16 protein-coding genes are annotated in these 19,044 nt (G+C 63.3%); 10 read left to right on the top strand and 6 right to left on the bottom strand.

Annotated elements, in window-relative coordinates:
- Positions 1-60: 60 nt before the first annotated feature.
- The 3 genes from ABD819_RS06700 to ABD819_RS06710 all read right to left on the bottom strand — a co-directional run bounded on the left by ABD819_RS06700 (position 61) and on the right by ABD819_RS06710 (position 4,066).
- Complete coding sequence (locus tag ABD819_RS06700; protein WP_345122347.1) at positions 61-1,338, bottom strand: dihydroorotase; 1,278 nt, start codon at positions 1,336-1,338, stop codon at positions 61-63.
- Positions 1,339-1,496: 158 nt separating this feature from the next.
- Positions 1,497-2,504: an aspartate carbamoyltransferase catalytic subunit gene (locus ABD819_RS06705; RefSeq protein WP_345122349.1), complete on the bottom strand. Its 1,008-nt coding sequence runs from the start codon at positions 2,502-2,504 to the stop codon at positions 1,497-1,499.
- 1,376 nt (positions 2,505-3,880) lie between these two features.
- Positions 3,881-4,066 (bottom strand): hypothetical protein, encoded by a 186-nt coding sequence (locus ABD819_RS06710; protein ID WP_345122351.1) that lies wholly within the window; start codon positions 4,064-4,066, stop codon positions 3,881-3,883.
- Between the two features lie 303 nt (positions 4,067-4,369).
- Between ABD819_RS06710 and cobC the strand changes: the two genes are divergently transcribed.
- The 7 genes from cobC to ABD819_RS06745 all read left to right on the top strand — a co-directional run bounded on the left by cobC (position 4,370) and on the right by ABD819_RS06745 (position 13,638).
- The gene (gene cobC / locus ABD819_RS06715; protein ID WP_345122353.1) at positions 4,370-4,930 is read left to right on the top strand and encodes an alpha-ribazole phosphatase; all 561 of its coding nucleotides are present in this window, start codon (positions 4,370-4,372) and stop codon (positions 4,928-4,930) included.
- 130 nt (positions 4,931-5,060) lie between these two features.
- Positions 5,061-5,582, top strand: coding sequence for a hypothetical protein (locus ABD819_RS06720; protein WP_345122355.1), 522 nt, complete (start codon positions 5,061-5,063; stop codon positions 5,580-5,582).
- Positions 5,583-5,715: 133 nt separating this feature from the next.
- Positions 5,716-6,126, top strand: coding sequence for a hypothetical protein (locus ABD819_RS06725; RefSeq protein ID WP_345122357.1), 411 nt, complete (start codon positions 5,716-5,718; stop codon positions 6,124-6,126).
- 20 nt (positions 6,127-6,146) lie between these two features.
- Positions 6,147-7,037 carry a hypothetical protein gene (locus tag ABD819_RS06730; protein WP_345122359.1) on the top strand — a complete coding sequence of 297 codons (891 nt, stop codon included), beginning with the start codon at positions 6,147-6,149 and terminating at the stop codon, positions 7,035-7,037.
- A gap of 21 nt (positions 7,038-7,058) precedes the next feature.
- Positions 7,059-7,733, top strand: a complete 675-nt coding sequence (locus ABD819_RS06735) for a response regulator transcription factor (protein WP_345122361.1) — start codon at positions 7,059-7,061, stop codon at positions 7,731-7,733.
- 166 nt (positions 7,734-7,899) lie between these two features.
- Positions 7,900-9,234, top strand: a complete 1,335-nt coding sequence (locus tag ABD819_RS06740; protein WP_345122363.1) for a sensor histidine kinase — start codon at positions 7,900-7,902, stop codon at positions 9,232-9,234.
- Between the two features lie 105 nt (positions 9,235-9,339).
- Positions 9,340-13,638: a T9SS type A sorting domain-containing protein gene (locus ABD819_RS06745; RefSeq protein WP_345122365.1), complete on the top strand. Its 4,299-nt coding sequence runs from the start codon at positions 9,340-9,342 to the stop codon at positions 13,636-13,638.
- A gap of 225 nt (positions 13,639-13,863) precedes the next feature.
- On the opposite strand, the gene ABD819_RS06750 is transcribed toward ABD819_RS06745, so the two are convergent.
- The 3 genes from ABD819_RS06750 to ABD819_RS06755 all read right to left on the bottom strand — a co-directional run bounded on the left by ABD819_RS06750 (position 13,864) and on the right by ABD819_RS06755 (position 14,936).
- Entirely contained in the window at positions 13,864-14,292 is a 429-nt protein-coding gene (locus ABD819_RS06750; protein ID WP_345122367.1) for an IS1 family transposase, read from the bottom strand.
- Between the two features lie 244 nt (positions 14,293-14,536).
- On the bottom strand, positions 14,537-14,644 hold the full coding sequence (locus ABD819_RS21500; protein ID WP_425553939.1) for a transposase-like zinc-binding domain-containing protein: 108 nt from the start codon (positions 14,642-14,644) through the stop codon (positions 14,537-14,539).
- A gap of 16 nt (positions 14,645-14,660) precedes the next feature.
- Positions 14,661-14,936 carry an ArsR/SmtB family transcription factor gene (locus tag ABD819_RS06755; RefSeq protein WP_345122369.1) on the bottom strand — a complete coding sequence of 92 codons (276 nt, stop codon included), beginning with the start codon at positions 14,934-14,936 and terminating at the stop codon, positions 14,661-14,663.
- Between the two features lie 148 nt (positions 14,937-15,084).
- Between ABD819_RS06755 and ABD819_RS06760 the strand changes: the two genes are divergently transcribed.
- The 3 genes from ABD819_RS06760 to ABD819_RS06770 all read left to right on the top strand — a co-directional run bounded on the left by ABD819_RS06760 (position 15,085) and on the right by ABD819_RS06770 (position 18,947).
- Positions 15,085-15,690, top strand: coding sequence for a TlpA family protein disulfide reductase (locus tag ABD819_RS06760; protein ID WP_345122371.1), 606 nt, complete (start codon positions 15,085-15,087; stop codon positions 15,688-15,690).
- Between the two features lie 287 nt (positions 15,691-15,977).
- Positions 15,978-17,579, top strand: coding sequence for a mechanosensitive ion channel family protein (locus tag ABD819_RS06765; protein ID WP_345122373.1), 1,602 nt, complete (start codon positions 15,978-15,980; stop codon positions 17,577-17,579).
- Between the two features lie 27 nt (positions 17,580-17,606).
- Complete coding sequence (locus tag ABD819_RS06770) at positions 17,607-18,947, top strand: DUF2254 domain-containing protein (protein WP_345122375.1); 1,341 nt, start codon at positions 17,607-17,609, stop codon at positions 18,945-18,947.
- The last annotated feature ends 97 nt before the right edge of the window (positions 18,948-19,044 follow it).

The raw sequence follows: 19,044 nt of genomic DNA on the forward strand, positions 1-19,044 counted from the left end.
CGAAGCGGTAGAGATGCTTCGACTACGGCTGCGCCTTCGCTCAGCATGACGTTCTGTTTATTAGCGCTCCAGCAGGATTTCCGTGCCTAAAATCACCAGGTCTACCCGGCCTTTCAACGTTTGGTCGAGGAAGGGCGTGTTGTGGGATTTGGATTTCATGAATTCCCGCGTGAAGGTTGTTTCCGCTTCGGTATCAAACAAGAGGCACTCGGCTTTCTGGCCGACTTCGATGGCGGCGACCGGCAGGCCCATCAGGCGGCGGGGCTCCGCCGAGTAGCGCTTCACCACCACGTCCCACCCGAATTTTCCGGGCTCGACGAAGTGGTGATAGAGCGACACCAGGGCCGTATCCAGACCGGTGATGCCGTTGGGCGCGCTGATGAAATCCTGTGCTTTTTCGTACGGCGTGTGCGGCGCATGGTCCGTGGCAATGAGGTCGAGTACGCCTTCAATGAGTCCTTCGAGCAGCGCATCACAATCCGCCTGCGTCCGCAGCGGCGGGTTCATTTTATAGTTCGTGTCGTAGTTACCGATGTGCTCTTCGGTGAACAACAGATGGTGCGGTGAAACTTCGGCCGTGACCTTCACATCGCCGCGCGATTTCCACCAGCGGATGGTTTCCATCCCCATCTTGCTGGAAACGTGCTGGATGTGAACGTGGGCGCCCGCCGCGTGGGCCAGGCGGATGTCGCGGTCGATGATAATTTCCTCCGCGCAGGCCGGCGAGCCCTTGATGCCGAGCCGGTAACTCATCACCCCTTCGTTCAGGGCGCGCGGCCCGGCCAGCTCCGGCACCTCGCAGTGGCTGGCGAAAAACATCCCAAACTCGGTGGCATACTGCATCGCCCGCAGCAGCACCGCCGGGTCGGCCGTGGTATCCCCGTCGTCGGTCAGCATTTTCACCCCGAGTTCGCGCATCCCGTCGATTTCCGCCAGTTCCTTGCCCTGGCGGTCCTTGGTGACGCAGCCGGAGGTGTAAATCGGAATGCGGGACCGGTGTTTGGCATTGTCCAGCACGGTAGCCACCACCATCGCCGAGTCGATGGCCGGGCGGGTGTTGGGCATCATGACCACGCCGGTAATGCCGCCGTTGATGGCCGCTTCGCTACCCGTGGTAATGGTTTCCTTGGCCTCAAACCCCGGGGCGCGGAAATGGACGTGGGCATCAAACATGGCCGGCATCAGAACCCGGCCACGCGCGTCGATGACGCGGGCGCCCTCGGGAACGGCTAGATTTTTACCGATTTTCTGGATTTCTCCTTCGACAATCAGGACATCGGCCTCGAGAAGCACGGGTGAATTTTCGGAGGCAATGCGGGCGTTTTGAAGGAGGAGCATGGAGGAATGATTTCTGTAAACTGGCCAGGCGTGTTGGGAGGTCCTGGCTATTGGAGATGCAAAAGCTGTTTATAAAGTCCATTGAACGGTCATGCTCATCTGGCGTCCGCTTGTCGAAGCATCTCTACCGCAGTAGTAAACTCAATCGAAAGGATTAGTTACGCGGTAGAGATGCTTCGACAAGCGGACGCCAGATGAGCATGACGTTCAGAAGACCGCCCGAAAGTCGGTTCTGCCCTCGGAGCTTCCCCACCCGGCGTGAGCCAGTCGAGCACGGCCATGCGAATGACGATACCGTTTTCGACCTGGTTGGTGATAAGGCTGCGCTCATAGTCCATGACGGCGTCACACAGCTCGACCCCCCGGTTCACGGGGCCGGGGTGCATGATGTAGAGGCCGCGTTGGCGGATTTCCGCCAGCCGGTCGTTGGTGATGCCGTAGAGCCGGTGGTATTCCCGGAGGCTGGGAAAAAACTGCACGTCCTGGCGCTCCATCTGCACGCGGAGCAGGTACACGACATCGGGCGACCAGGCCATGGCCGCCTGATAGTCGGTGAAGCGGCGGATGGTTGCCGGGCCATACTTGGGCACCAGCGACCCCGGGCCGAGGTAAGCGACCTCGACGCCCAGCTTTTGCAGCAGGGTGCTGGTAGAGCGTGCGACGCGGGAGTGAAGAATATCACCGATGATGAGGACTTTTTTGCCCCTGGGGTCGGGAAATTTTTCCTTGATGGTGAAGGCGTCCAGCAGGGCCTGGGTTGGGTGCTCGTGCGCCCCGTCGCCGGCGTTGATGACCGACGCCGTGGTTTGGCGGGCAATCAGGCCGGGCAGGCCGGACCGACCATGGCGGACAACGATGTAGTCGGTGCGCATGGCCTGGAGCGTCTCGACCGTCTCGCGAACCGACTCGCCCTTGGTGATGGAGGAGTGGGCGATGTCGAAATTCGTCACATCGGCGGAGAGGCGTTTGGCGGCGACCTCGAAGGAGGAATGCGTCCGGGTACTGTCCTCATAGAAAAGCATGAGCACGGACTTCCCCTCGAGGGCAGGGACTTTGTTCACCGAGCGCGTGGCAAACAGCTCCTTAAAGGAAGTGGTTTGGTCGAGCAGGAGCTCGATTTCCTCACGGTGAAGGGATGCGATGTCGAGCAGGTCTTTACGTGCCATACCGGAGTTGGGGAAAATAGTAGCGTGTGCCGAAAACTGCCATCAAGTGAGGTGGCCGGGGGCAAATGGATAACCAAAGGGTGTTTCTATAGGTGCAAGACTAGCTGCTTTCGATGCTTTTATATAGGAATTGGCTGCGGGGCGGCAGCCGACGAACCCAAGGGGCATAAAAAAACCGTTTCGAAATCCGAAACGGTGGCGGGGCAATAACCAGAAAAAACAACGGAAATGCCAGCGGCAAAATCGGGAAAACCGACGGTGGCGAAGACCTTCTGGTCCTCTCGCGGGGCCCTGCCGAGCAGGGTCCCGCGCTTCATCAACGGGTTTTTTGGTTGAAGCACGATGCAAAAATACGGCATTGTTACGCCCAGTAATGTATCGGTAATGTTACTTTTTTTCCGCACCGCTTTTCTCAAACTTTATTTTCGACCTAACGGGCTAAACGACGCACTTTTTGTCAGTCTTTTCGCCATCAAAAAAAATTATGGCTCGCGTAACCAATTGCTTTGCAAGCACAACCTGCCTTAACTTTGGCTCTTTATTCCGCAACTTCAGGTTGCGGGCTGCCACTTCCCGGCGGCAAGCAGCCCATGAAGTACTCGGTATTTCATGGGCTGCTTCATTTTCGGCCGGCGCAATTAGTATTTCTTGTCCTAAGTTGTTAGTCATTAGTTATCAGTTGTTGGTAGGATGACAATCGTCTGACTGACAACTAACAACGAGCAACTGACAACCCGTTTACTTTTGAACGACTGCTTAAACGGAGACTCCCTTTTTACTGCTCTACCCCACGATTTTTACAGGTATTTGATAGTGAGTAACTTGTCTGATAAGCCAGTCCAATAAGGCTTCGACTATTCGGGCCAGCTTGGTTCGGGCATCGGTGGCGGAGCGGGTGAGTTGGCGCACGATATTCAGGCCGTGGCGGCTCAGGCTCGTAGCCCGATAGCCGTGGTTCTTGTGCGCCACTGGCGTCCGCCGGTCCGCGGCCTAGCCCACGCTCAGGCAAAAAGCATAGGCCAGGCTGACCAGCGCGACAAGTTTGCGCAGCTTGTCGTGCGAGCGCAAGTGGCTGTTTTCCAGGTTAAATTTCCTGCCTTTCAGGTTCTGAAAGCACTGCCCTATCGTCCAGCGCTTCGCGTAGAACTGCCCCAGCGAGCTCAGGCCGGCCGTGCCAAAGAGAAAGAGAAACGCCCCTTCAGCCAGGGCCTTGACTCAGACTTGCCCCCCACGCCATCGACTTGCACGTGGGCAAAGCGGCGCACCTGCCCCACGGCCATCCCCGGGTCCGCAATGGCGCGACGGCGGCCGCTCTGCTCGGTCAACAGGTGGTATTTGGGTAAGCACATGACGAAATTCAACCCGCTGTCTTTAAGTTATTTGAGCCAGATACGGCCGACAAACTCGCGGTCCCCCAGCACCAGGCCAATGCGCTCGCGGCCCAGCACCGCCACGCAGACTTCGAGCACGGCAATGCGCTGGGCCGCGTTGGAGTTGCCGCTGCGATTATTGAGCAGTTCCGAGTAGAGCGGCACGTGCCACGCGCCGCAGCCCACGGTCACGAGCAGGATGTTGACCTGATACTGGCCGAAGATTGCCCACCAGGGGCACGTACTGTAAAACGGTCGTAATTTTGGCGATGAGGCCTTGCTTCACGGGGCGGGAAGGCCGTTGAGGTGTTGGAACCACAAAGGTCGGCCCGCCCCGTTTTAGCCTATAACCCCTTCAAACAGGCGGCAGAAGGTACTGTTTACTCGCAAATAGCTGTTTGATAACTGATTGAAAAATCATGGGGTAGGGTAAATTTTTATTTAACGGCCCTAAAGGTCCGAACGACCCGGCTCCGGCACATCCCCTCTCCGCGCATGGAAATTTACCTGCTTCGCCACACGGCGGTGGCCGTCGCCGGCCACTGCTACGGCCACCACGACGTGGCCCTGGCCGACACCTTTGCCGCCGAGGCGGTAGCAGTGCGCGCCAAGCTGCCGGCGGCCGGGGCCGACTGCGTTTACAGTAGCCCTTCCAGCCGCTGCCAGGCCCTGGCCCAACAGTTCGGCCCGGCCCCCGAATGGGACGAGCGTCTGCGGGAGCTGCACTTCGGCACCTGGGAAAACCAACCCTGGGACGCGCTGCCGCCCGCCGAGCTCAACCCGTGGATGGCCGACTATGTGCACACGGCCCCGCCCGGTGGCGAAACCTACGGGCAGCTGCAGGCGCGGGCGGTGGCCTTTCTGGAGGAGCTGGTGGCGCGGCCGGGGTTGAACACGGCCTTCGTGGTGACCCACGGCGGGGTGGTGCGGGCCCTACTGGCCCACGTGCTGGGCCTGCCGCTGGCCAACGCGTTTCAGGTAAATGTGGACTTTGGCTCCGTTACGCAGCTTAGCTGGGCGGCGGGCCGCTGGCAGGCGCGGGGCGTCAATCGCTAAAACGGGGGCTGTGGCGCGTCTCGCGCTGCTTTCCCGTTGGCCAGGTGCCGGCCGTGGTGGCTTATCATTTTCGCATCATGTTGGGCTGGTAGGTTTGTCTCATTCTTTAACGATTCAACCCCCAACCGTCATGAAAAAAGCACTGTTTTCCATCCTGGCCCTGGGCTACTCCATGGTCACCCTGGCGCAAGCCCCCACCACCGCCGCCGCCGATGCCCGCCGTGCCGACAAGGAGCACCGGAAAGAAGCCAAAATCAAGCAGCACGGCGACGATGACGACCACGATGCTGACCACGATGGGGATAAAGCAGGGGCCTCCACCCGCCGCGCCGACAAAGCCGCCAAGGAGCGCCGCAAAGAAGCTAAAACCAAGCAGCACGGCGACGATGACGACCGCACCGGCGACCAGGCTGGCAAGCCTGCCAACCACGGCCAGAACGTGAGCGCCTTTGCCAAGTCCACCACCCTCACCGGTGCCGACAAGGGCGCGGCCATCAGCAGTGTTGCCCGCGGCGGCCACGGCGTAGACCACGACATGGGCAACGCCCGCAGCGCCCGGGGCGGCGAACGCGGCCACGGCGGCCGGCCGGCCGGCAGCGGCCACCAGGGCGGCGGCCATTCGATGGGCGGCGGGCACCACGGCAAGCATTAATTGCTGAACTTGCCTGCCGGGTCGGCCGCGATTCTGAACCTTTCAGAAACGCGGCCGGCTCTGTTGGTTACCGCCCACCCAATGGCCGCTGGTAGCCACTTGGGTTTCTGTATATCTGTTACTTACTGTTGCCATGAACCCTTTCGTTGCCATCGTCTGCCTGGGCTTGCTCGGGCTGGGCACTACTACTGCCCATGCCCAAACGGCGCGGCCGGCCCCGGCCGTCGCCCTGCTGCCCTCCGGGTCGCTAGTGGCCCCGGACCAGGGCGAGCGGCCCACGGCGCAAACTACGCCGCAAAACTCCTCGGAGCCCCCCGTGAAAGCGGTGCCGCAGACCGAGCGCAAAAGCAAGCCGCAGCGGGTGGATGAGAACGGGGAAGCCGTGGAAGCGCCCGATGCGCCGGCCACGGCCCGTTCGGCCCGGCCGGAGCGCAGCGCCCGGGGCAGCCGCGCCAGCGAGGGCGGGCGCGGGGCGCGGGGGGCCGGCGGGGCCGGGGCCGGGGGTGGGCGTGCCACAGGGGCCGGCCGGGGCCGGGGCCACTAATGGCTGCTGAATCGTTTGCTATGACTGTTATTACTTCTCCCGTCCGGTGGCTGGGCCTGCTCTTGTTGATGGGGTGGCTGCTGGGCAGCCGGCCGGCCGCCGGGCAGGCTGTGGGCAGCGGCCAGCCCACGGGCAGCCCGGCCGTGGGCGCCGACAGCGCGGCCCGGCATGGCGGCTTCACGGCCGCGCTCAGCTACGGCAGCAACTCCTCGTTTTTTGGGCGTACCCAAACCACCCGCTACCCCTACCTGGCCGGCGAGCTGACCTACAAAAGCCGGTTCGGCGTCTGGGGCTCGGCCGTGAGCTATGATATATTCGGCACCAGCAGCTTCGTGGACGAAACGGACCTGTCGGCTGGTTGGGACTTCGACCTGTCCAAGAAAGTGGACGCTTCGGTGAGCTACTCGCGCTTTCTGTTCGCGGCCAACAGCCCGCTGGTGAAGTCCAGCGTCAACAACTCGTTTGATGGATACCTGGGCTGGGACTGGGGCTACGTGTACTCGCGGCTGAACGCGGCTTACCTGTTCGGCGACACCAACGACTTGTTCCTCGTGCTCGACAACTCCCGCAATTTCGAGTTTGAGCAGGTATTTACGCCCAGGGGCTACCTGGCCATCGAGCCCCGCGTGAGCGTGACGGCTGGTACGCAGCGCTTCGCCGAAACCAGTTTGAAGCAGCAAATCGGGCGCGGCAACAGCAAAGGTCCCGGCCGGGGCAAAAACGGCACCACTACTGTAACGACCACCCGCCTCCAGGTGCTCAACTACGAGCTGCGCCTGCCCGTGACCTACTCGCTGGGCGCGGTGTCGGTGCAGGTGGCGTGGCGCTACGCCATGCCCGTGAACCTACTGCCCGACGACGTGTCGGGGGCGCGCTCCTACTTCACCAGCAGCTTGTCGCTGAATCTATAGCCTCTTAATTCTGCGCCGCGCATGACTGTTTTAATCGTCGAAGATGAGCGCACCCTGGCCCGCGAGCTGGGCATCTTTCTGCACAACCAGAATTTTGCCTGCACCGTGGCGCGCACCGCCGCCGAGGCGCGGGCGCAGCTGGCCGATACGCCCTTTGATTTCGTGCTGCTGGACCTGGGCCTGCCCGACGGTGACGGTCTCGACGTGCTGGCCGAAGCCAAGCAGAACGAGCTGACGGCGGCCGTCATCATCCTCACGGCCCGCGGCGCAGTGCAGGACCGCATCGGCGGGCTGGAGCTGGGGGCCGACGACTACCTGGCCAAGCCCTTTTCGCTGCCCGAGCTGCTGGCCCGGATGCACGCCATCACGCGCCGCCGCTTTGGGCTGCACAAGCCCACGGTGCCGGTGGGCGCGTTCTCCCTCGACCTGCAAAACCGCCGCCTCCTGCACGCGGGCCAGGAGGTGAGCCTGTCGGTGAAGGAATACGACGTGCTGAGCTACCTGGTGCTCAACAAAAACCGAGTGCTCACGCGCTTGCAGCTCACCGAGCATATCTGGGGCAACCTCTCCGAAGCGGGGTTTGACTCCAACTATATTGACGCCCACATCAAAAACCTGCGCAAAAAGCTGGGCCAGCACGCCGAGACGGAATGGCTCGAAACCGTGCGCGGCCTGGGCTACCGCGTGCGGCTGTGAGGCGTGCGTTTTGATAACAAACACTGCAAACCAGCACGTCATGCTGAGCGGAGTCGAAGCATCTCTACCTCAATACTAATTTAATTACTTGTGCAGTAGAGATGCTTCGACTCCGCGAACGCCAGATGAGGCATGACGTTCTTTTTACCTGCTTACCACCTCCCGCTTGAAGCTCAGCACCAAATTCTCCCTGTTCAACGCCCTGTCCCGCGTGGCCATCCTGCTGCTGCTGGTGGGGGTGCTGCCGCTGGTGATGAGCCGGCTGGCGCTGCTGAGCACCGACCAACGGCTGGGCCAGAAAAAGGAAAAGGTGCTGCGCCTGATTCGCCGCAACGGCATCTCGGATTTCATCGAAAGCGGGCAGTCGTCCTACGGCAGCTACAACCTGCTCAAGGAGGAATTTATTTCCCTGGAAGCCATCGTGCCGGGACCGAAAATCGACGTCATCGAGGACTCGAAGCGGGCCGTGGAGGATGAGATTGTGGAGTACCGGGTGCTGAGCTATTCCTTCGCGCAGGGCAGGCAGAACTACCTGCTCGAAATCGGGCGCAGCACGGGCAGCATCGGCGAGACGGAGCGCAACTTTCGCCGCTACGCTTTTTACATGCTGCTGGTGGCCGTGGCCCTGACCACGCTGGCCGACCTGGCTTTTTTCCGCTACCTGCTGGCCCCGTTCTACACCATCATCCGCCAGCGGCTCAAAAACAGCCACTACCCGCCGGCCTTCGTCTTCGACCCCATCGAAACCAGCACCGACGACTTCCGCTACCTCGACGAGAGCCTGCGCGAGATGATGAGCACCATCCAGGCCTCCTTCACCAAGGAGCGCAAGTTTATTGCCGACGCCTCGCACGAGCTGCTGACGCCGCTGGCCGCCCTGCAGTACCGCTTCGATAACATGCTGGCCGACGAAGGCCTGTCGGACGAAAACCTGATGCGGGTGGTGGAGTCGCAGCGCACCGTGCACCGGCTGCGCAACATCATTAAGTCCTTGCTCATGATATCGAAAATTGAAAACGACCAGTTTGTGCGCACCGATACCGTGTCGCTGGCCGGGCTGGTGGCCGAGGTGTGCGAGGAAGTGCAGGACCGACTGGAGGTAATGCACATCGCGCTGACGTACGTGGTGGAGCCCGATTTCGTGGTGACTCACTCCAACCGGGGCCTGCTCTTCACCCTCGTATTCAACCTGGTGAGCAACGCCATTAAGTACAACCGCGAGGGCGGGCTTATCTATGTGCTGGGCCGGCCCGCGCCGGCCGGGGCGGGCTACGTGCTGGAGGTGCGCGACACGGGCCAGGGCATTGCCAAGGCGCAGCTGCCGCACTTGTTTCACCGATTCGATAAGGGTGCGACCACCGACCCGGACAGCTACGGGCTGGGGCTGTCCATTGCCCGCACCATTGCCGAGCTGCACGGCGTGGAAATTGACGTGAACTCCATTGAGGGACTGGGTACTTCGTTTCTGCTCACGTTTCCGGCCCCTTCGGCTATTAGGTAGCCGCGCGGTGGCGGGTTATCATGTTCGCATCATGTTGGCAGAGTAGCCTTGTGGACGCAACCGCCCCTGGTGGGGCAGGCTGTTCCATTTCTATTCTTTTTCCCCATGCGTCCACTTGTACGTACTGTTCCGCCGGGCCTGGCCACGGCCCACAGCCCCTGGTTCCGCTGGGGGCAAGTATTACTGCTGTTCCTGCTTATGGGCCTGGCCCCCGGCGCCTACGCCCAAAGCCCGGGCCCCGATGGCGGCACGCTGAGCCCGGCCACCAGCACGGTGTGCTCCGGCTTCAACTCCGGCACCCTGACGTTGACGGGCTACACGGGTTCCATCGTGAAGTACCAGGCCAACAGCGGCAGCGGCTACGTGGACATCGCCAACACCGCCCCGACCTATACCTTTTCCAACCTGCAAACCACCACCAGCTTCCGGGCCGTGGTGCAGAACGGGGCCAACGCTCCGGTGACCTCCACGGTGGCCACGGTGACGGTGAACCAGCCGCCCACGGCCACCATCAACTCGCAGGGGCCGACGCGGTTTTGCCAGCAGGGCACCATTTACCTGGTGGCGGGCCCGAGCGGCAACTTCACCTACCAGTTTCTGCGCAACGGCATCAACATCGCCGGGGCCACGAGCCAGGTGTACTCGGCCCTCATCACGAACAGCGCCAGCTACTCCGTGCGGGTGACCGACGCGGCCGGGTGCTCGGCGGTTTCCGCTTCCATTCAAATTCAGGTGCAGCCGCAGAACGTGGTGAACCTGAGCACGAACACGCCCACGACCTTTTGCCAGGGTGGCTCAGTGCTGCTCTCGGCCAACGTCACGGGTAGCGGCGCGGCCAACTACACGTACCAGTTTTTGAAGGACGGTAACCAGATTCCCGGCGCCACCAACTCAACCTACTCGGCCACGACCAGCGGCACCTACACCGTGGTGGTCGACAACCCGGCCACCTGCTCGGCCACGTCCAACGCCGTGACGGTGACCGTGACCCCGCCCACCGTGGCCACGATTAGTTACCCGGCCGCCAGCTACTGCCAAAGCGGCGCGACCAACCCCACCGCCACGGTCACGCCCACGGGCGGCACCTTCTCTTCCACCACGGGGCTCAGCCTGAACACCAACACGGGCGCCATTAACCTGGCGCAGAGTCAGCCCGGCACCTATACGGTGGCCTATACCAGCGGCGGGAGCTGCCCCGGCACCGCCACGGCCAGCATCACCATTACGGTCGCCCCGACGGCGGGCTTTAGCTACGCGGGTGGCAGCCGCTGCGCCGGTACGGCGGGCACCCTCACGCCCACGGCCGCCACAGGGGCCACGGCCGGCACCTACTCGGCCACCCCTGCGGGCCTGAGTTTGAATGCCGGCACCGGGGCCATCGACCTGAGTCAGAGCCAGCCCGGCAGCTACACCGTGACCAACACCGTGGCCGCTGCCAATGGCTGCGCGGCCGTTTCGGCCACCACCTCCGTGGTGCTCACGGCGCAGCCCGTGGCCACGTTGGCAGCCGGCGGGGCCACCACCTTCTGCCAGGGCGGCAGCGTTGTGCTCACCGCCAGCGGCGGGGCCGCCGGCGCCACCTACCAGTTTCTGAACAACGGCCAGCCCGTGGCCGGTGCTACCAGTGCTACGTACACGGCCACGGCGGGCGGCAGCTACAGCGTGGTCATCACCAATCCGGGGGGCTGTGCCAGCACCTCGGCCCCGACGACCGTGACGGTGAACCCGCAAACGGTGGCCACCTTCTCCTACAGCGCGGCGGCGTATTGCCAGAACAGCGGCACCACGCCCACGCCCACCATTACGGGCACGATGGGCGGCGCTTTCTCGTCGGCTCCTGCGGGCCTGAGCGGCAACGCCAGCACCGGTGCCATCAACCTGGCGGCCAGCACGCCGGGTACCTACACCGTCACGTACAGCGTGGGCGGCCCCTGCCCGAGCACGGCTACGGTCAGCGTAACCGTCACGGCTCCGGCCGTGGCCACGTTCAGCTACGGCGCGGCCACGTACTGCGTGGGCGGCACCAACCCCACGCCGACGCTGGCCAGCGGCGCCTCGGCCGGCACGTTCACCTCCACGGCGGGGCTGGTGCTCAATGCCGGCACCGGGGCCATTGATTTGGCCCAAAGCCAGCCCGGTACCTACACCGTGACCAACACCGTAGCTGCCACGGGCGGCTGCCCAAGTGCTGCGGCCACGACGCAGGTGAGCATCAGCACAGTGCCGGTGGCCAGCCTGGCCGCCAGCGGGCCCACGACTTTTTGCCAGGGCGGCAGCGTAACGCTTACTGCCAACGGCGGGGGCGCGGGCAGCACCTACCAGTTTTTGAACAACGGCCAGCCCATTAGCGGCGCGACCAGCGCCACGTTCGTAGCCTCGGCCAGCGGCTCCTACAGCGTGGTCATCACCAACGCGGGCGTTTGCTCGGCTACGTCGGCGGCTACTTCGGTTACGGTCAACCCCATTGCCACGCCCACGCTCAGCTACGCGGCGGCCAGCTTCTGCCAGGGCGCGGGCACGGCCAGCCCCACGGTGTCCATTAGCGGCGGCAGCTTCTCGGCCTCGGGTACGGGGCTGAGCATCAGCCCCACCACGGGCGTGCTGAACCTGGGCCAGAGCCAGCCCGGCACCTACACCGTAACCTACGTGGCGGGCACGCCCTGCCCCGGCAGCACCACGGCTTCGGTGACCATCACGGCTACCCCCAGCGCAGCGTTTGCTTACGCGGGGGGCACGACGTTCTGCCCCACGGCGGCCAACCCCACGCCCACGGTTTCGGGCGCGGCCGGCGGCACGTTCTCGGCCCCGGCGGGTTTGGTTATTGACCCGGCCACCGGGACCATTAACCTGCAAACCAGCACGGCCGGTACCTATGCCGTGACGTACAGCGTGGCCGGCTCCTGTCCGGCCAGTAGCACCGTCAGCGTGACCCTTACGACGGCCCCGGTGGCCACTTTCGCCTACGCCAGTGCCACGGGCTACTGCGCCGGGGCGGCCACGGCGGCTCTGCCCACGTTCTCGGGCGGCGGCAGCGCGGGCACCTTCAGTGCGGCTCCCGCCGGGCTGAGCGTCAATCTATCAACCGGGGCGATTGATTTGATGCAAAGCCAGCCCGGAACCTACACCGTGACCAATACCATTGCCGCTTCGGGGGCCTGCTCGGCGGTATCGGCCACCGCTACGGTCACCATTAACGCCGCGCCGGTGGCGAGCCTCACGGCGGGCGGGGCCACAACCTTCTGCGCCGGGGGCTCGGTGCTGCTCACGGCTCCGGCCGGGGCCGGCCTCACCTATCAATTCCTCAACAACGGGCAGCCCATCAGCGGGGCGACGGCCGCCAGCTACACGGCCACGGCTGCGGGCAGCTACGCCGTGACGGTGACCAACGCCAGCGGCTGCGCGGCTACTTCGGCGGCCACCACGGTTACCGTGAATCCAGCTACCACGGCCACCTTCACGTACCCGGCGGCCAGCTTCTGCCGCAGCAATTCGCTGGTGACGACGCCGACGGTGACCGGAACGGCGGGCGGTACGTTTGCGGCCCCGAGCGGGCTGAGCCTGAACGCAAGCACGGGAGCCATTACCCCGAGCGCAAGCACGGCCGGCACGTACACGGTGACCTACAGCGTGGGCGGCCCGTGCCCGAGCACGGGGACGGCCAGCGTGACCATCACGGCCCCGGCCGTGGCCACGTTTAGCTACGCCAACAGCAGCTACTGCGCCACCGGAACCACTGCCGCTACCTTGGCCACGGGCAGCGCAGCGGGCACGTTCACGGCCGCTACCGGCCTGAGCGTGAACGCCGCAACGGGTGCCATCAACCTGTCGGCCTCGACGCCCGGGACCTACACCGTGACCAATACGGTGGCCGCCAGCGGGGGCTGCGCGGCGGTTTCGGCCACGGCCACGCTCACCATCAACGCGCTGCCCGCGCAGCCCACGCTCACGGCCAGCGGGGCGGTGCTCTCCGTTTCGCCAGTAGCTGGCGCCACGTACCAGTTCTACCTGAACGGGGTGGCCATTGCCGGCGCCACGAACGCCACCTACACCGCCACGCAGAATGGCAGCTATACCGTGATGGTGACGGGCGCCAATGGCTGCGCATCGCTGCCTTCCGCCCCGCTCACCATCACGGTGACCGCCACCCGTGCCGGGCTGGCGGGCGTGGAACTGACGGCCTACCCGAATCCGACCACGGGCCACCTCACCATCACGATGGCCGGCCCCCATTCCCGGGCCCGTCTGGTGGTACTGAATGCCCTCGGCCAGGAGGTGCTCACCAGCACGCTCGCCGCCACGGCCACCGCCCGCGAACTAGACCTAAGCCAGCTGGCCACCGGGGTCTATGTGCTGAAAGCCACCACGACGGAAGGCACGCTCACGCGCCGCATCGTGCGGCAGTAAGCCCGGCCGCTCCTCCTTCATAATAAGGCCCCTCCGACCGTGTCGGAGGGGCCTCGTTGTATCGGTCGGGGGAAGGATTAACCTGAAAGGTCACCCGCCTCTCGTCCTCACTCCGCCGATAAGCTCACCTTGGTGCGTCAAGCAACAGTGTTAAGTGCCTGCCCATAATTAATCAGCAAGTTCTATGCTGTTTCCTTGAGGATGCAAAAGCGCTACGGCGGTGGTCTAAGACGTGGTGATTTGTTTATTATGGTTATCAATACATATTTTGATTCTTGCATGGTGCATGGTTAACGATTTACTGAACGAACAGGATTTGCGAACCAAGACCCCGCAGCGGTGGCGGAGCGAACAGTTGAGGGCCTCCACGATGCTGGTTCGCCCGCTGCCTTTGGCGCTGGGCTGGTGCGCGTGGGCGGGCAACACCGTGGCATAGGCTTCCCAGGCATCCGTGTAGTACGTCGTACTGGTCTGATAACGGGCGGGCAAGGCTTGAAAAAGCCGCCGCCCCGTGGCCGCTCCCCGGCAGCCCAGCACCCAGGCCACGATGCGCCGGGAGGCCCGTTCGACCGCCAACCACAGCCATACTTTGCGCTTGCCGACAAAGGTCCATATTTCATCCAGTTCCAATACCGCTTCTTCCGGCTCACCCACCTCCGGTCCAACCGCCTCCGGCTCAACAGCATCCGGCTCAACTACTTTCGAATCAACTACTTCCGGCTCAACTATTTCCGGTTCAACTACTTCCGTTGCGACTTTTTTTTATCCACCGCGCAATCGTCATGCGGGCAACACCCGTGACCCGCACCACGCTGCGTTGCGAGTTGCGCTCGACTAACAGCTTGAGCACCTGCGCGTACTGGGCGGACCGCTGCGGCGCGGCGGGGGCAAAAACCGCCTAATGGCCGCAGTCGTAGCAGCGATACTTGGCTTTGCCGCGACTCGACCCGTTTTTTTGGAGCCGTTGGCTTGCACACTTGGCACACGTTAGAATAGTTGAAATCATACATAAAGATAATAACTCACCACGGTTTAGACCACCGCCAAATGTTTTTGCCGTCGCGGGTGCTGCTCAGGATGCCCTTGAGCTTCATGCCCGAGAGGTAGTGGGAGAGCAGGCTCTGCTCCACGTTGAGCCGCTCGCTGATATCGGAAACCGACAGACTTTCCTGCGCGGCCAGCAGCTGCACGATGGCAATGCGCGTGGGGTGCGCCGTGGTTTTCAGGATAAAGGCCACCTTCTCCATCTTCTCGACGCAGAGGCCCATATCAACGGTGGGAGCAGGGGTTGAGGTCATAACGAGGGCAATCTTATGAACAGTTGTTCATTTATACAAGTGTAGTCCCTATATTTGTTGCAGCAAGTACATTTTTCGCTGAGCTTGTGCCTCCCCCAAGCGGCCAAAGTACCACGGCAGCTTTTACGGACCATTTTTCTGTCTTCCGATGATGAACCGCAAGAACCTCACTGCGTGGCTGCCGCTGGCCCTGTTTGCCCTCATGATATTCACGCCGTTGCGGCCCATCGTGCTCGGCGGTGTGCAGCGCGGCCTGTTGGCCACGGGCCTCTGGAACGCCGACGCACCCGCTACCCCCGCCGCCGGAATGCCGGTAGTGCTTGCCAGCGGCGGGGCTTATCCGCACAATCTGCCCCTGGTCACCCTCGACGGCAAGGCCGTCAACCTGAGCGACCTCAAAGGCAAAGTGGTATTCGTGAACCTGTGGGCCAGCTGGTGCCCACCCTGCCGCGCCGAGATGCCGGGCATCGAAGCCCTCTACAAGAAAGTGGACCACTCGAAAGTGGCCTTCGTGATGCTCTCGCTCGACGATGACGCGGCCAAGGCCCGGAAGTTTGTGACGGCCCGGGGCTATACTTTCCCTGTGTACCTGCGCACCGGCAACCTGCCCGCGCCGTTTGATTCCAACTCCATCCCGTCCACCGTTATTCTCGGCCCCGATGGGCAGGTGGCGGCCCGGCACGACGGCATGGCCGAGTACGACACGCCGGAGTTCAAGGCCGCGCTGGATAACCTGGCCAAGTCGGTGCGATAGGCTAATGCTTTGCCGGGCAGGAGTCTGAACTGCGACCATTCGCACCGCTACAACGCAATGTTGTCGTTAAGTGCTTGCGCAGAAGTAAACGGGTTATTAGTTGCTCGTTGTCGGTTGTTAGTCAGAGTTTTATCTAATGGCTAACAACCGACAACTAATGCCTGACAACTTAGGAGCTTACTTTGAACACGTCAGATTTCGCGTACTACGACCTGGTTACCTACCTTGCTTTATTCAAGTAGTATCCTGCTGCCAACCAGAAGGCACACGTTTATGGTCTTCGCTTCATGATATTCCGGTTCCTGGTTTGCCTTAGTCTGCTGCTCATTCACCTGAAAACGGTTGCACAGGGTCTTGACTCGCTGGCCGTAGCCGCGCCCGCCGGGGCGGCCGTGGTGCTGCCCCCGGCCGATACCCTGTTTCGGGTCTACGGCCGGGTGGGGTCTTTTGGGCCCAAGGAGCGGGCCGAGGCTATTCAGCGCCGGCTCGAAGGGCTGCTGAAAGCGCCGCTGTTCGCGCCCGACTCGCTGACCGTAGTCGATGCCGAGCAGGATTCCGAAATTCTGTACGGCGACCAGCAGCTGCTGAGCGTGGGCGCGGCCGAGGCGCAGGCCCTGGGCCAGCCCCGGCCGGTAGTGGCCCGGAAGTATCTGGCCCGGCTGCGCACCGGCCTGGCCACCGCCCGGCAGGCCAGCAGCCTGCCCGAGCTGCTCAAGCGCGGCGGGCTGGCCGTGCTCACGCTGGTCATGCTGGTGGGGCTGATTTACGGGCTGAACCGTTTTTTTCGCAGCATCAACCAGCGAATTCTGCGCTGGCGCGGCAGCCCGCTGCGGCCTTTTCGCATCAACAACTACGAGCTGCTGACCCAGGAGCGGCAGCTGGCGGCGCTGCGAACGGCACTCAAGCTGCTCCGCCTGGTGCTGGTGGCCCTCACGGTGTACCTGGCGTTGCCGCTGTTGTTCAGCTTGTTTCCCTGGACGGAGGGCTTCTCGCGGCAGCTGCTGGGCTACGTGCTGGGGCCGGTGCAGCGGGTGGTGCTGGCCGTGGTGCACTACGTGCCGAACCTGCTCACCATCATCGTTATCTACTTCTTCACGACCTACGCCGTGCGCTTCCTGCGCTTCCTGGCCGACGAGGTGGCGGCCGGCAAGCTGGTCATCGAGGGCTTTTATCCGGACTGGGCGCTGCCGACCTTCAACCTGCTGCGGTTTGCGCTCTATGTGTTCATGTTCATTGTGATTTTCCCGTACCTGCCGGGGTCCGATTCGCCGGTGTTTCAGGGCGTGTCGGTGCTGCTGGGCTTCGTTATTTCGTTTGGCTCCACGTCGGCCATCGGCAACGTCATTGCCGGCATCGTCATCACCTACATGCGGCCCTACCGGGTGGGCGACCGGGTGAAAATCGGCGACGTGACGGGCGACGTACTCGAAAAAACCTTGCTCGTGACGCGCCTGCGCACCATCAAGAACGAGGACGTGACCATTCCCAACGCCAACATCCTCTCGGGCCACACCACCAACTACACGGCTGCCGCCACGCACGAAGGGCTCATTCTGCACTCCACCGTCACCATCGGCTACGACGTGCCCTGGCCGCGGGTGCACGCCCTGCTGCTGGCCGCCGCCCGCGCCACCGAAGGCGTGGAGGAAGCGCCCGCGCCCTTCGTGCTGCAAACCAGCCTCGACGATTTTTACGTGGCCTACCAAATCAACGCCTACACCCGGCTGCCCCACCGCCAGGCGGGGCTCTATTCGCTGCTGCACCAGCACATTCAGGACGAGTTTGCCCGCGCCGGGGTCGAAATCATGTCGCCGCACTACCGCGCCACCCGCACCGGGGCCGCGGCCGGCAGTACCATTCCGCCGGCGCCGACCCCGGCACAACCGTAGAGCCGGCGCAGCAGTAAACCAAGGCATATGAATAAACTGAAAGCCCTGTGGCTGAAACTGGATTCCAGCCTCTGGTTTGTGCCCACCCTGATGGTGGTGGCCTCGCTGTTTGCGGCGTACGGGCTGGTGGTGCTCGACGTGTACATCGGGGCGAAGTGGACGGCCAAGTACCCGCTGCTGTTTGGGGCCGGGGCTTCCGGGGCGCGGGGCATGCTCGCCGCCATTGCCGGCTCCATGATTACGGTGGCGGGCCTGATATTCTCGCTCACGCTGGCCACGCTGGCCCAGGTGGCCAGCCAATACACCTCGCGCCTGCTGCGCAACTTCATGCGCGACCGCACCAACCAGGTGGTGATGGGCTTTTTCGTGAGCATATTCGTGTACTGCCTGGTGGTGTTGCGCACCATTCGCGGGGGCGACGAAGGCTCGTTTGTGCCGCCACTGGCCGTGGCTTTCGGGTTGGTGCTGGCCCTGGTGAGCATCGGCATGCTGATTTTCTTCATCCACCACATTGCCAGCTCCATTCAGGCGGCCAACATTGTGGCGGGCGTGGCGGCCGAAACCGAGAAGCTGCTCGATAAGGTGTTTCCGGCCCGGCTGGGCGAGCCCGCCACCCCCACCGAGCGCGCCGACCTGGCCACCGGCCCGGACCTGCGCTGGCAGCAGGTGCCGGCCCCGGCTACGGGCTATGTGCAGGGTGTGGATTATGGGGCGTTGCTGGCCTTTGCCGAGCAGGCGAATGTGGTAGTGCGCATGGAGCAGGCCATCGGCAGCTTCATTGTGAAGGGCGCGCCGCTGGTTGCCGTCGCCAGCCCCGACGGGCACGACTTGCCCCCGGCCGACGAGCTCGCCGGCAGCCTGGCCGACAGCTACCGCCTCGGCGACCAGCGCACCCTCGACCAGGACGTGGGCTTCGGCCTGCGCCAGCTGGTGGATATTGCCCTGAAAGCCCTTTCGCCGGGCATCAACGACACCACTACGGCGGTGATGTGCGTGGACCGGCTGGGCGCGCTGCTGCGTTTGCTGGCCGACCGGCAGCTCGCCAGCCCCCTGCGCGCGGCTCAGGGGCAGGTGCGCGTTCTCACGCTGGGGCCCGATTTTGCCGGTTACCTGGGCACGGCTTTCGACCAGATTCGCACCAACGCGGCCAGCGCGCTGGCTATTTACCTGCGTCAGCTGGCGGCGCTGCGCACCATCGCGGCCAAATGTCCCGCCACGGCCGCCCGCGCGGCCCTGCGCCAGCAGGCCGACCTGACCCTGGCAGCGGCCGAAGCTGCCCTCACCACTCGCTACGACCTCGACCAGGTGCAGGGTCGCTACCGGGAGCTACGCGACGATTTAATGGCTTTGCCGGAGGTGGGGGCTTAGGTTTTTATCAAGTAAATAACCCAGAACGTCATGCTGAGCTTGCCGAAGCATCTCTACCGCAGCAGTAATCATTTACTATTGCGGTAGAGATGCTTCG

The organism is Hymenobacter antarcticus, assembly GCF_039539545.1.
Taxonomy (GTDB): domain Bacteria; phylum Bacteroidota; class Bacteroidia; order Cytophagales; family Hymenobacteraceae; genus Hymenobacter; species Hymenobacter antarcticus.

What these genes read in the sequence shown, in the direction of transcription:
- ABD819_RS06700 (WP_345122347.1), bottom strand. Translation starts at nt 1,338, where the DNA reads ATGCTCCTCCTTCAAAACGCCCGCATTGCCTCCGAAAATTCACCCGTG.
- ABD819_RS06705 (WP_345122349.1), bottom strand. Translation starts at nt 2,504, where the DNA reads ATGGCACGTAAAGACCTGCTCGACATCGCATCCCTTCACCGTGAGGAA.
- cobC (WP_345122353.1), top strand. Translation starts at nt 4,370, where the DNA reads ATGGAAATTTACCTGCTTCGCCACACGGCGGTGGCCGTCGCCGGCCAC.
- ABD819_RS06720 (WP_345122355.1), top strand. Translation starts at nt 5,061, where the DNA reads ATGAAAAAAGCACTGTTTTCCATCCTGGCCCTGGGCTACTCCATGGTC.
- ABD819_RS06725 (WP_345122357.1), top strand. Translation starts at nt 5,716, where the DNA reads ATGAACCCTTTCGTTGCCATCGTCTGCCTGGGCTTGCTCGGGCTGGGC.
- ABD819_RS06730 (WP_345122359.1), top strand. Translation starts at nt 6,147, where the DNA reads ATGACTGTTATTACTTCTCCCGTCCGGTGGCTGGGCCTGCTCTTGTTG.
- ABD819_RS06735 (WP_345122361.1), top strand. Translation starts at nt 7,059, where the DNA reads ATGACTGTTTTAATCGTCGAAGATGAGCGCACCCTGGCCCGCGAGCTG.
- ABD819_RS06745 (WP_345122365.1), top strand. Translation starts at nt 9,340, where the DNA reads ATGCGTCCACTTGTACGTACTGTTCCGCCGGGCCTGGCCACGGCCCAC.
- ABD819_RS21500 (WP_425553939.1), bottom strand. Translation starts at nt 14,644, where the DNA reads ATGATTTCAACTATTCTAACGTGTGCCAAGTGTGCAAGCCAACGGCTC.
- ABD819_RS06755 (WP_345122369.1), bottom strand. Translation starts at nt 14,936, where the DNA reads ATGACCTCAACCCCTGCTCCCACCGTTGATATGGGCCTCTGCGTCGAG.
- ABD819_RS06760 (WP_345122371.1), top strand. Translation starts at nt 15,085, where the DNA reads ATGATGAACCGCAAGAACCTCACTGCGTGGCTGCCGCTGGCCCTGTTT.
- ABD819_RS06765 (WP_345122373.1), top strand. Translation starts at nt 15,978, where the DNA reads ATGATATTCCGGTTCCTGGTTTGCCTTAGTCTGCTGCTCATTCACCTG.
- ABD819_RS06770 (WP_345122375.1), top strand. Translation starts at nt 17,607, where the DNA reads ATGAATAAACTGAAAGCCCTGTGGCTGAAACTGGATTCCAGCCTCTGG.